The sequence below is a fragment of the Paenibacillus sp. FSL H7-0703 genome (assembly GCF_038003485.1).
GTDB classification, from domain to species: domain Bacteria; phylum Bacillota; class Bacilli; order Paenibacillales; family Paenibacillaceae; genus Paenibacillus; species Paenibacillus polymyxa_B.
This window is the reverse complement of record NZ_JBBOPF010000001.1, coordinates 918,539-931,401: the sequence shown is the minus strand read 5'-3', so window position 1 is coordinate 931,401 and position 12,863 is coordinate 918,539. Positions and strand designations below refer to the sequence as shown.

General features: G+C 46.9%; 10 protein-coding genes. 9 read left to right on the top strand and 1 reads right to left on the bottom strand.

Translation table 11 applies throughout. The features are described from left to right. Positions 1 to 109: 109 nt before the first annotated feature. The 7 genes from MHB46_RS03495 (at position 110) to MHB46_RS03465 (ending at position 9,973) form a co-directional block, all read left to right on the top strand. Entirely contained in the window at positions 110 to 1,102 is a 993-nt protein-coding gene (locus tag MHB46_RS03495) for a cation diffusion facilitator family transporter (RefSeq protein ID WP_069291798.1), read from the top strand. A 206-nt stretch (positions 1,103 to 1,308) separates the two neighbouring features. Beyond that, positions 1,309 to 3,213, top strand: coding sequence for a heparinase II/III family protein (locus MHB46_RS03490; protein WP_341161624.1), 1,905 nt, complete (start codon positions 1,309 to 1,311; stop codon positions 3,211 to 3,213). Between the two features lie 28 nt (positions 3,214 to 3,241). Then, complete coding sequence (locus MHB46_RS03485) at positions 3,242 to 5,152, top strand: glycosyl hydrolase (RefSeq protein WP_341161623.1); 1,911 nt, start codon at positions 3,242 to 3,244, stop codon at positions 5,150 to 5,152. Between the two features lie 56 nt (positions 5,153 to 5,208). Continuing rightward, positions 5,209 to 6,345, top strand: coding sequence for a glycosyl hydrolase (locus MHB46_RS03480; protein WP_341161622.1), 1,137 nt, complete (start codon positions 5,209 to 5,211; stop codon positions 6,343 to 6,345). A 397-nt stretch (positions 6,346 to 6,742) separates the two neighbouring features. Further along, a complete protein-coding gene (locus MHB46_RS03475; RefSeq protein ID WP_341161621.1) occupies positions 6,743 to 7,237 on the top strand; it encodes an RDD family protein in 495 nt (164 codons plus the stop codon). Between the two features lie 475 nt (positions 7,238 to 7,712). After that, positions 7,713 to 9,680 (top strand): ATP-dependent DNA helicase, encoded by a 1,968-nt coding sequence (locus tag MHB46_RS03470; RefSeq protein WP_250268182.1) that lies wholly within the window; start codon positions 7,713 to 7,715, stop codon positions 9,678 to 9,680. Further along, positions 9,674 to 9,973, top strand: a complete 300-nt coding sequence (locus MHB46_RS03465) for a DUF6509 family protein (RefSeq protein ID WP_341161620.1) — start codon at positions 9,674 to 9,676, stop codon at positions 9,971 to 9,973. The genes MHB46_RS03470 and MHB46_RS03465 overlap by 7 nt, the downstream gene beginning before the upstream one ends. A 119-nt stretch (positions 9,974 to 10,092) precedes the next feature. Here MHB46_RS03465 and MHB46_RS03460 read toward each other — a convergent pair whose 3' ends face one another. Further along, entirely contained in the window at positions 10,093 to 10,455 is a 363-nt protein-coding gene (locus MHB46_RS03460) for a hypothetical protein (RefSeq protein WP_341161619.1), read from the bottom strand. 255 nt (positions 10,456 to 10,710) lie between these two features. On the opposite strand from MHB46_RS03460, the gene MHB46_RS03455 reads away from it, so the two are divergent. Next, the gene (locus MHB46_RS03455; protein ID WP_023988377.1) at positions 10,711 to 11,634 is read left to right on the top strand and encodes a PLP-dependent cysteine synthase family protein; all 924 of its coding nucleotides are present in this window, start codon (positions 10,711 to 10,713) and stop codon (positions 11,632 to 11,634) included. A gap of 1 nt (position 11,635) precedes the next feature. Then, on the top strand, positions 11,636 to 12,766 hold the full coding sequence (locus MHB46_RS03450; protein ID WP_069291805.1) for a bifunctional cystathionine gamma-lyase/homocysteine desulfhydrase: 1,131 nt from the start codon (positions 11,636 to 11,638) through the stop codon (positions 12,764 to 12,766). Positions 12,767 to 12,863 lie beyond the last annotated feature (97 nt).

Genomic DNA, 12,863 nt, shown 5'->3' with positions numbered 1-12,863 from the left:
GTTTGTATTGATTCTCCTCAGCTGGTTAGGTAGAATATGGACGGGTTAAAAATAATACATAACAAACGATGATATATCAGATTATGTATACCTCAGGAGGAGCTACAAGATGGAAGTGAAACAGAAAGAGGACTCCTTTTGGAGTATGGTCAAAAAAGGAAACAAATCCTCGGGCTCGGCGGCGTTAGGTAATACCGGCATTGCCTTGATTAAGGGGATTGCTTTTGCCTTGACAGGCAGCGGCTCTATGTTTGCTACGATGATGCATTCCATTGCGGATGCAGTGAATCAAATGTTTGTATTCGCGGGCAGTGTACTGGCAGAGAAAAAACCGACAAAACGCTTTCCTACCGGCTTTGGACGAGTGATTAACCTGTTCTGTATGGTTGCCGTTATTGTCGTAACGATTATGGCCTATGAAACCGCATTGGAAGGCATTCATTTGCTGCAGCATCCGGCTGAATCTACACATGGATTTTGGATTAATGTTATAGTACTGATTTTGTCACTAGTGGTGGACGGATTTGTATGGAGCAAAGCGATGAAAGAAGTGCTGCATGAATCCAGAGTAGAAGCGAAGGGGTTAGGCATTTTCACCTCTGCGTTCCGTCATGTGGGGCGTGCTGCACCGCCAACCCGGCTGGTGTTTTATGAAGATTTGGTAGCAACAACGGGTGGAGTACTCGCTTTGCTAGCAGTGGTGGTCACATCGCTGACAGATTTTAAACTGCTGGACGGAATTTCGAGTATTCTCATCGGTTGTCTGATGGTTGGTGTTGCTTTCCGGGTCGGTTACGACAACATGGTAGGTTTGATCGGTGTATCTGCTCCTCCTGATATCGAAGAACGTGTGGCTTCCATTATTCTCGCAGATACGCATGTTACGGATATTTATCAAATGCGTATTTTGCAGGAGGGACGCTATTATCACGTGGAAGGGTTGATTGAGCTTACGCCGGGCATGACGCTGGCAGATGCTGACGATATTAAATTTAGAGTCGAGGACGCTTTGCTACGTGATCCTAATATCTCAGATGCAGCACTGGGTATTCTGGAGGATGACGGGATTAGAAAGTGGAAACAAGAGAAACCCACAGTTTAGAAAACATGATCAAAGCGAATCTGGACGGAGATTGGCACTAGTGTAAAACAAGAACTTCCATGACCACGGCAACGGGGCATAGAGGTTCTTTTATTTTTTCTCAATTGTTTTGCTACCCCTTTGAATTTACAATGATTGTTAGATACAATGAAAGCGTTAACAAAAAAGAAGGTGAAACAAATGCTTCTCATGAGGAGGAAATGCAGATGAGTCTTCTGAGGGAGGCTTGGCCTGCTTCGCGGCTCGTTAAGGCGCTGGCTGGCGGCATGCAGGATTCAGCAAGGCAACGGTTAAGGAGTAATTGGACAAAAAGGCTGCGGACGACTGTCTCTGAGCCGATATACGCCGAGCTTTGGATGGATATTGAGCGTGTCTGTAAAGATAATCGGGAAGCATCATGGCCTGAACTGCCGTTGTCTCTGTTTCGGCAATTTGCTAATACAGGAGAGCGCAAGCCGTATGAGGATGTGTATTTTGAACGGCGTGGACGACTGGTTGCTATAGTGCTGGAAGCTGTTGTCAAGCCGGAGCCTCGAAAGATGAAAGAGGTGGAAAGCGGTCTGCTGGACATATGCAGTGAGTACACATGGGCGCTTCCTGCACATGTCAATGAAGAGGACAGCGTAACACCACCTTGGCAGCAGGTGGATTTATTCGCGTCCGAAACAGCACAAACGCTGGCTGAAATTTTATTGCTGCTAGGAGAACAACTGGCTAGCCATGTGGTCGCTCAGGTGCACGAAGAGATCGAACGTCGTGTACTGGAACCCGTTTTTTGGGAGCCTCGTCATTTTGGATGGAAAACCGCAGATCATAACTGGTCGGCAGTATGTGCTTCCGGTTGCGGAATTGCAGCACTGCTGCTGGTAGAAGATGACTCTTCCAGAGCGGTAGCCATCGAGAGTATGCTGGGCGCGCTGGATTGTTTTTTGGCAGGCTATAGTGAGGACGGGGGATGCCCCGAAGGCGTAGGATACTGGGTGTACGGCTTTGGTTATTTCATTTATTTTGCCGATATGCTTCGTGAGTTTACCGAGGGAGCTGTGGATATTCTGAACTCGAAAAAGGTTAGGCAAATTGCAGCCTTTGCAGAGCGGGTTCATCTGTCGAATGGAATTTTCGCTAATTATTCGGACAGTAGTGAAACGGAACGATTGCCTTCCGGACTCATCTCTCATTTGAATTCATTGCAAGAACGACCATCTACACTCCCTTTCCGCGTACCTGGTCTGTTGGAAGACCCCTGTCGCCGCTGGGCTCATGTATTGCGTAACCTGGTTTGGACGAATTCTTTGGCATTTGGGAGCGGTGAAACCGTTGCTAATTATTTGCCGCAACTCGGTTGGCTGATGTGCCGCAGCCGCAGTTCCAGCCATAGTGGACCCAGAAGCCAAATGGGTGAACCAGGTGTCATGCTTGCTTTTTCAGCGAAGGCTGGGCATAACAATGAACCGCACAATCATAACGATCTTGGACATTTCATCCTTCATGGCGGTGGCGAAAATCTATTGTGTGATCTGGGAGCAGGCTTATACACGAAAGCCTATTTTTCATCGGGACGAGAGTCGATTATTAATATTTCCTCTAGTGGTCATTCCGTGCCTGACATCAATGGGACTATGCAGCAATCGGGCGCAAAGGCAAAGGCGGTTGTGCTGGATATGGCTTTGGATGAGCAAGAGGAGGTACAGACGGGCACAAGGCTTAAGCTTGATTTGACATCTGCTTATCCCGTAGAAGAATTGACAATCTTCACCCGCTCCTTTACATGGACTGTGCTGGATGGAAACGAGGGGGCAAGGCTTACCGTCACCGATCATTTTGAGTTTGAAACGTCTGGCGTGAGTATGAAGTCACGGGATGTGGTGGAGCTTTTCATCAGCCGTATTCAGCCTAATCTGGGAGCAGGCTTCGTGGAATGGAAGGGAACGAACGCAGTCGTCAGGCTAGATTATGATGCCAGCGTGCTGCGGGCGGGGTTGGAGGCTGTGAAGCACATAGATCATGACGGAGCTCCCTTTGTGTTTTATAAAACATCGCTGCAACTGGACTCCAATCACTGGAGCGATTCTGCAAGCGTAGATTGCAATCTGTTTTTTACCATACATTAATTTTCATTTTGAATGGGAGGCAGACAGGATGAATAAGCTGCAGACAGGCAGCGTGTACCCTTGGCAGACGGAACTGGAGAGATTTATAGAACAGGTGGAAAGCGCGCCAAATCGAGTGAATGACGGATGGACTCACCAACATAAGCTGGTCGTGCTGGAAAAGCTGGTTCGCGCATATGCCCTGCATCAGGATGATACCGGAGCTATCATTGACCCCCATTCTGAAAGTGAACGGTACTACTCCACCCCGTCCTATGCGTTGGCTGCGGCGGTGTTGGTCAAAGAAGGCCGGCATGATTTACTGGAATCTGCTGCTGCGGCCTTGACGCATAGCATAGCTTGTGTAGTGGAGGAAAAAGCGCCAGATCACCACCCAGACTTTTTTCCAATTATGATGATGGGCGCGTATCGGCTCCTTAAAAATTTGCTGCCAGAACAAGCCACGGCATGGAAGCAACAACTGAGCAGAATTCAGCCGGAGCAGACCTACATTTTTACGATGAGCAAAATGAAAAATCCGAACCGGATGATCAACTGGAATGCGATTATGATTTCCGGCGAGTTTTTGCGTGCAGCGGAAGGAATTGCAGCCGATTCGGAATGGATGGAGACGTATATCCGCAGCTACCACCTGCCTCGTTTTACCGGCTTGGGCCTGTACCAGGATGGACCGCTGGATCGGCCCAATAGTCCATTTGCCTACGATATCGTTACACGTTTTCATTTGGGCGTAATGCTGGAGAACGGATATGATGGCAGCTGCGCACTCGAACTGCGTGACCACCTTCGCAGGGGGGCGCTCAGCACATTGCTGGCACTATCCCCGCACGGGGAAATTCCACCGCGTGGAAGAAGCGCGCAGCATCAGTGGAACGAAGCGGCGGCGGCCTTTGTCTTTACAACACATGCTCAGCAGGCTTTTACAGCAGGAGAGCATGGGCTCGCAGGTGCGTTCCGACGGGCAGCAGATCTATGCTGGCATGCGATTAGCCGCTGGCAGACCGATGAAGGCAAGCTGTATATCGTCCGTAATCATTATTCGTCCGAGGCACGACATGGCTTCGAGGTGTACTCGAATCATACCTGCTACAGTCTGTGGACGGCGGCTGTGCTGGCCCACACCCTTCTACATGGGGAGGAGATGGATCGCATTTCCCCAACCTTCATCCCGGCGGAGATCGGCAGCCGGGTGTTGGCAACGGACGGTTGGTTCCAGACTGTCATTGCAGCCGTAGAGGGGCAGCAAATGCTTGTGCAAACATCGGTCAACGATCCGTACAATGTTCCGGGCATCGTGCGTATTCAGCAGTCTGCGCTGCCGTCGCTGATCGGTCCGTCCTCAGCAGGTCACGCAGACCGCGGCTTTACAGGCTTCGCGGAGGGAGATATTTTCCCGCTAAGCTACACCCCGGCCTGGCAAACGGAGGACGGAAAGTGGCACAGCTTGTCGGAAGGTATTCCCGGTACGCTGGAGTTCGACCGGGATGGAGGGATTGACCCGCAGGATGGTGGAGGAACCGTACAGATGGAACAAAGCTCGGCGTCTGACGGAGCAACGGATTTTACACTCCTGTGGAAAGGCCCATTCCCGGGAGTGAGGGAAATCCGAACGCATTATCGTCAGGTACCCGGCAAAATTGAAGTGGCGTATGAGCTTCAAGGCAATATTCAGAATGTAGGGGCGCTTATTCCCTTAATGGCGTATGACGGTCGGGAGCGCAGCGTTATTCATCATGTCATGTCAGCCGGGGAAGAAACGGAAAGCATTCGAGTAGAATACGCAGGTGCAAGCCTCGAAGTCATCCCGACGACGGAAGGAACGAACGTGGTATGGCCGGAAGAATTAGCTTCCGTGGCCTGTCGGAATGGGTTACTTAAGGGAGCGCGTCTGGAATGTGAAAGTAATCGCATTTCCTTTATCATTCGGTTACCTGAATAGATAGAGCTAGAGCCATAAATATGGTTTAACATGTGGAAAAAGGAGAGGAAAAAGAAATGACGAAAGCAGAAGCGTGGCTGGAGCAATCGTGGGAGCTGGCTTTGGATAAGACGCTTGCCTTGGCGGCAAGACTGGGAGACACTTTTCCACATGTTGCTGAGGGTGGACGTTATGATAATCGTGAAGAAGCGTGGTGGACAGCAGGCTTTTATCCGGGGCTGCTATGGCTAGTCAATCGGGCGCGTCCTGACAGTGTGGCTGCCGGGATTGCACAGCGGTGCGAGGGTCGTTTGGAAAAAATACTCTATAATAGCGAAGCTGTAGACCATGATCTTGGCTTTATTTGGCTGCTCAGCGGTGTGGCCGCCTATCGGCTGACCGGAGATTTAGAGTCCAGAAGACGTGGGCTGTTGGCTGCCAATCTGCTGGCTGCCCGTTTTAACGTGAATGGCCGTTTTATTCGCGCGTGGAACTTTCCCTCGAAGGACATGGATACACGGGGCGTTGCGATTATAGACAGTATGATGAATCTACCCTTGCTTTATTGGGCTTCGGAGGAAAGCGGAGATCCGCGTTTTGCCGCTCTAGCTGTGCAGCATGCAGATACCGTAGCACGTGAATTTGTCCGTTCAGACGGTTCTATCACACATGTGGTCGAATTCGATCCGGAGATTGGAAAAAAGGTCGCCGAGCATGGCGGACAGGGATTTGCTCCAGGTTCTGCCTGGGCACGTGGCACGGCTTGGGCTTTGTATGGTTTTACGCTTTCGTATGGGTACACGCGCGATTCGCGTTACTTGAAGGTGGCCGAGAACACGGCTGATTTTTTCCTATCCCAGTTGGGTGATGCTTGCCTGCCTGTGTGGGATTTTAGAGCAGAAGAAGAGCACCGCGGGGCATGGGATTCATCGGCTGCGGCAATTGCGGCCAGTGGTTTGCTGGAGCTGGCAAAATATTCGACGCGTGCGGAGCATTTTACAGAAGCTGCAGAATCTATCCTCGAGGGCTTGCATCATACGTGTACAGCGTGGGGCGAGGAGCATGAGGGATTGCTGATGAACGGGACCGTACATTATCCTGAGCAAAAACACATCAACGTTCCCATTATCTATGGCGATTATTTCTTTGTCGAGGCATTGGCAAAGCTGCGCGGTGAAGAAGGTTTGTTTAGTGTTGAATGCAAAAAAATATAGTGTATAAGCGTGCAAGAACGAACTCATTTTTAATCGTCCTATCGTTTTTCAGATTTACGGAATGAATTGTGAGGCAGCGTGTGTGTAATTTCATTTACATATGCGCTGTTTTTTATGCCTGAAAGGGCTGAATTTATTTCGATGCCAAAGTACTACTTATGGGTAGTTAAGAGATCATAGCTGCGCTATTTTGTACCCAATCAAAGAAAAATCATTGTATATAAGCTCTTAATTCCTATGAAAATTTTCATTTTGATGCATGGAAATAGGTCCTTTTACTTGTTTAAGCGTATTTATTCGTAAATTGACAATATAGGTAGGTAACCGTATGATATCATCTTGTGTAAAGGAATAAACTGGATTTTAAATCTCATTTGCAAAAGGAGTTATACATATCATGACAGCAACAAGTGATAGTACAAAAAGAATATACGGAGGATTTTGGATAAGAACAGCAGCGTTTTTGATTGATCTGATCATCATGACTTTATTAGTCATTTTAGTAGGGAGTATACTTTCTATTACTCCAGCCCTTCTGGGCATAGAGGAGACTGGCTTCATATTAGAGTTTTTAATTTGGATGCCGCTGATTTTTTGGCTCGTGCTACCATGGCTGTATTGTGGTTTATGGGAATCATCGAAAGTACAGGCTACACCGGGTAAGCTTGCGTTCTCTTTAGTTGTCGTGGACAAGGAAGGAAAACGTCTTGGATTTTTACACGCCTCAGGGCGTTATTGGATTAAGGCTATTTCTTTTGTAATTGCTCAAATTATTTATATTGTGGTTGCTTTTACTGCCAAAAAACAGGGACTCCACGATCTTTGTGCCAACACCTTTGTTGTACATAAAAAAGAATTGCAGCGATATGAGCAGCAATCGTCTTTTCTGTAAGTATCAGAGGAGATCACCAAAGCTTCTGTTTAATGCATATTCTTCAATTAACAAGAAACCAGCTAATGCTTGCAATACATTAGGTGGTTATTTGTTTTTTCATTTTGTTATGGTTCTTTTACTTTTTTTGTCAGGAAAGCAAGACATTTATCATTTATAAAATAACGATACAACGGTGGTGTGCAGCGTAGTGGAGGATTTGAATCTGGAGAAGCGTAGCGTTCGCCTTTGCCATGGGATTTCTACCTTTTAAAAGGTTTATGAAAATCTGAGAATCCCGGGGTAACAGCGATTGTAGGATCAAATGCTACACGTAGCGTCTCACTCAGACAAAAGTATGTCCCTTTATTTTAAAGGGATTCTTATAGCGAAATAAAAAATGTAAGCTGTTCTTACAGTTTTCATGTTCTTTTTAGCTTGTTTTGCGTTATAATGAAAGGATGCACATTATGAACGAATTGGAGGCACAGCCCGATTGACTACTTACCCTTTTGCCTTTGATCCGTCCAAGCCGTTTATTGAGCAGGCAAGTGACTGGATTGCGGATGTATTTTATGAAGTTTTGCCTGAAGTCGGTTTTGAGGTTCGGGATGAACAAATTTATATGGCATTCCAGCTAGAACGTGCCTATAAGGAAAAAAAGACCATTTTTGCAGAAGCAGGTGTGGGCACTGGTAAAACGCTCGTATACCTGCTGTACGCTATTGCATATGCCCGATACATGAGAAAACCGGCGATTATCGCCTGTGCGGACGAATCGTTAATTGAACAATTGGTAAAGCCGGAAGGGGATATTGCCAAGCTGGCACAGCATTTGAATCTGACGATTGATGCCAGATTGGGGAAGTCGCCGGATCAGTATATTTGTCTGAATAAGCTGGATGAGGTACGAGGCGGACTGGATGAGGACGCAGATGTTTTCCGTGATATTTATCAGGAACTGCCGGATTTTGTTCATTTTCCAGATACGTTACAGTCCTTCACTCCTTACGGGAACCGAAAGGAATATCCCGAGCTAACAGATGGACAGTGGAGCAGACTCGGATGGGATGTATTTCAAGACTGTCTCGTTTGCCATCAGCGGCATCGTTGCGGTCAGACGTTGTCTCGTGATCATTACCGTAAAGCGGCAGATCTGGTCATCTGCTCACATGACTTTTATATGGAGCATGTATGGACCTACGAAGCGAGAAAGCGCGAGGGTCAGCTGCCGTTGCTGCCGGAGCACAGCTCTGTTGTCTTTGACGAAGGGCATTTGCTGGAGACAGCGGCACAAAATGCGCTTACCTACAAGCTTAAGCACGCTCAGTTTGAATCTATAATTACCCGATTGCTGGAGGGAGAAGTGCGGGAATCTTTGGCAATGACGATTGAAGATGCGATCTCCCAAAGTGAGGCTTTGTTCGCTGCGCTTGATAAGAACAGTCAGCCTGTACAGGGTTCTAATCGCAAAGAGTTCATCCTGAATGAGTCGCTGATTCGAGAGGTAAACCGCTTTGGTGAATTGATCGGCACGATTGAGGAAGAGCTTGTATTTGAAAGCGGGCTATTCTCTTTGGATGAGTATCAAGTCAAAATTGTGGAAGAACATTTGGAAATGATTCAAACCGCGTTGGCTTTGTTTAAGCGTCCTGAACTTCTCATTTCGTGGGTGATGGAGGATCAGGATGGATTAACGCTTGTGGTTATGCCGAAGATGGTAAAAGAGATTCTCAAAGAACGAGTATTTGCGCAGCATATACCGATCGTATTCTCTTCAGCTACACTTTCCGTAGAGAGCTCTTTTGACTATATGGCGCAGAGTCTCGGTATTGAAAATCCGCTAACGTTTTCTGTTGCTTCACCTTATGACTACAGTGATCAGATGCAAGCTGCACTGTACCCGTTGCAAGCGGGGGATGATCCAATCCCGAGAGCACTGGCACTGCTGGAGAAATCACAGGGAAGAGCGCTTATCCTGTTTCCTTCACAGGAAGAACTGGCTGCATTCCAGACGGGTCTCGTTGCCTACCCGGAGGCGTCTGCCTATCGTTTTCTGTACGAAGGTTCGGCTGAAATCAGCCATCTGATCTCAGCTTTTCAGAATGATGAGGAAAGTGTGTTGTGCGCTGTTACATTATGGGAAGGATTGGATATTCCTGGACCTTCTCTGTCGCACGTCATTATCTGGTCACTGCCATTTCCTCCGAATGATCCGGTTTTTACGGCTCTGCGTAAGGATGCAGCAGATCCGTTTATTCAGATAGATATGCCTCACATGGCACTTAGACTCAGACAAGGCATAGGGCGTTTAATTCGCTCGCGTAATGATCGGGGCTGGATATCCATCATGGGCCAGGATTTGAGTCGTCAAGAAGTACGTACACAAGTTGAACAACTACTGCCTGCGGGCGTAGAATGCACCGTAATTGAAGGAAACCCGGGGGGAATAAAAACATGTTGAACTTTACAACGTACACAGTAGATCAGATTAAAGATGCTTTTGGTATTTTGACTGGACAGCGTTATGAATTTATCATTGATGTAGAGGTAGAGGAGGACGACGAGCTATACACTGAAAACGGACTGTATATCCGTTGTCTTTATTTAGTAGACGAAGAAAAGACGGGACTGCTAAAGTATGAATTAATTGAAAAAGTAACGAATCGTTACATTGATCTTGAACTTGAAGATGATGAGTTGCAAGCTGTTGAGACCTTCTGTAAAGAACATGTACAGGATGAAACAATGAAGTAATAGTATAGAACACTTAGCTAGCAAAGCTGGTATATAGCTAACATATAATGAAGATATCAAGGAGTCCTGACATGATCAGGCTCCTTATTTTTATGGCCAATGAAGAGAACTTATTTGCTTTAGCGCAGTCTATCCCACACATTCACCATAAACAGCATAGTCCCCCCGGCGAGTAACACCCATCCTATGACGATCCAAACTCCAGCCTCTGGAACCTTGTAATTTTCACCTATAATCGCAAATATCAACACGGGCAGACCGATATTATGCATCCAAAAATGGATATGTGCCAGAATAGTAACTGAAAGTGCAGGAAAGGTCACATAGATCAGACCTATAATTCCAAGTGCAATCCAACCCAGCAAATGGGTATGAGACTGAACATTGGACAGGCTGTAATCACCCGACACGCCAATAATTACACTAAGCAGCACACTGAGGGCAAAATATACGGCAGCTATCTTCAGAAATTGCTTTCCCATATATGAACTCCTCCTTATGTTGCACGGGGGTATTTTGTGACATCTTCTCTATCATATCGAGTAAGCGGGCAGGGGGTGTGGGTATTGTGACTGGTCCATTTGACAAAAGCTTCAAATACACATAAAATCTTATTGCATCAATACTTACCGTATTACTATGTTTTCTCGGAGATGATAGTGAACTTCTCCGACAATAGGCGTTAATTTTTGACCATTGGTTTATTTTGGATTCGCCATTAAAAGGAGCTTGAAATTATGAATGTATATCAAAATACCCTTGAACTCATTGGACGCACGCCATTAGTGGAGCTGAACAGCTATTCTCTACCGAGAGGAATTCGCCTGTTTGCGAAGCTGGAGTTTATGAATCCCGGTGGCAGTGTTAAGGATCGGGTGGGGAAGGCTCTAATTGAAAAAGCATTAAAAACAGGTCAGCTGAAGCCAGGGGGGACATTAATTGAAGCAACAGCAGGCAACGCAGGTATTGGTCTTGCGATGGCGGCGCTTCATTATAATATCTCGGTTATTTTTGCTGTGCCTGAGAAGTTCAGCCAAGAGAAGCAGGACCTGATGAAGGCATTGGGAGCACGCATTGTTCATACCCCGACAAGTGAGGGAATGAAAGGAGCCATCGAGAAAACAAAAGAATTGGCTGCTGAAATAAAAGATGCCTACTTGCCACGGCAATTCAGTAATCCGGACAATCCCGAGGCATATTATACGACAATGGGACCTGAAATATGGAACGATCTGGACGGCAAAGTGGACGTATTTGTGGCAGGTGCAGGCTCGGGGGGAACATTTATGGGAACCTCGCGTTATCTTAAGGAACAAAATGCAGCCCTTAAAACGGTCATCGTGGAGCCGGAAGGGTCCATTTTGAATGGCGGCGAGTCAGGCCCACATAAAACAGAAGGAATTGGCATGGAATTAATCCCTGAATTTGTGGATAAAGGATATTTCAATGCCATTCACACCATTAGCGATGTCGATGCTTTTGACCGTGTCAAGGAACTGGCTGCACGTGAAGGCCTTCTTGTTGGCAGTTCTTCAGGGTCTGCTTTACATGCCGCTTTACTGGAAGCAGAAAATGCACCGGATGGCGCACATATTGTTACCATTTTCCCGGATAGCAGCGAACGTTATCTGAGCAAAAAAATATATGAAGGCGGGATATAAAATGAAACGCAAAACAAAACTAATTCACGGCGGGCTTCCTACCGATCCCCATACAGGCGCGGTTAACGTTCCTATTTATCAGGTAAGCACTTATGAGCAAGAGGAAATTGGCGTCCATAAGGGATACGAATATTCACGTACAGGCAATCCGACCCGGTTTGCTCTGGAGGAGCTGATCAAGGATCTGGAGGAAGGAAAGCGCGGTTTTGCTTTCGGTTCGGGTATGGCAGCCATTCATGCGGTATTTTCACTGTTTAACGCAGGGGATCATATTTTGCTGACCGATGATGTATACGGAGGCACCTACCGTATTGTAAGCAAAGTGCTCAGCCGTATCGGAATTGAATCCACATTTGTGGATACGACTGACCTGGAAGCCATCTCCAAAGCAATTCGTCCGAATACGAAGGCATTGTATGTCGAAACGCCAACGAACCCGCTTTTGAAGGTTACGGATATCCGCGCTGTTTCGGAGCTTGTAAAAAAACATGATCTTTTATTGATCGTCGACAACACATTTGCTACCCCTTATTGGCAGACGCCAATTACACTTGGGGCTGATATCGTCATTCACTCTGCTACCAAGTATTTGGGCGGCCATAGCGATGTTGTAGCCGGTCTGGCTGTTGTGAACAGCGACGAGCTGGGAGAACAACTTCATTTTCTGCAAAACGCCATTGGTGCTATTCTCGGCCCGCAGGATTCTTGGTTATTGATCCGCGGTATTAAAACATTGGGTCTGCGTATGGAAGCGATTGAGCAAAATGCGAAGGAAATTGCAGCCTTTTTGGAAAAACATCCGAAGGTTAGCAAAGTGTACTATCCTGGACTGGAAAGCCATGCACAACATGAACTGTCCAAAACCCAGGCTGAAGGCTTTGGCGGCATCATTTCCTTTGATGTAGGTAGTGATGCTAACGCGGTTGCACTTCTGAAAAAGGTAAAATATTTTACACTAGCTGAAAGCTTGGGAGCGGTTGAAAGTCTGATTAGCGTTCCGGCACGTATGACGCACGCCTCTATTCCGGTAGAACGTCGTGCAGAGTTAGGCATTACCGAAGGTTTGGTGCGGATTTCGGTTGGGATCGAAGATCTGGAAGATTTGATCGAAGACTTGCAGGCAGCATTGTAAGAAAATAATCGTAATGATCAAGAGAGGTGGCTGAGGCTGCCTCTTTTTTTTGTTTTTTTATCATAGCTACTTTTTTGAGAAGTACAGAGGAGTACGT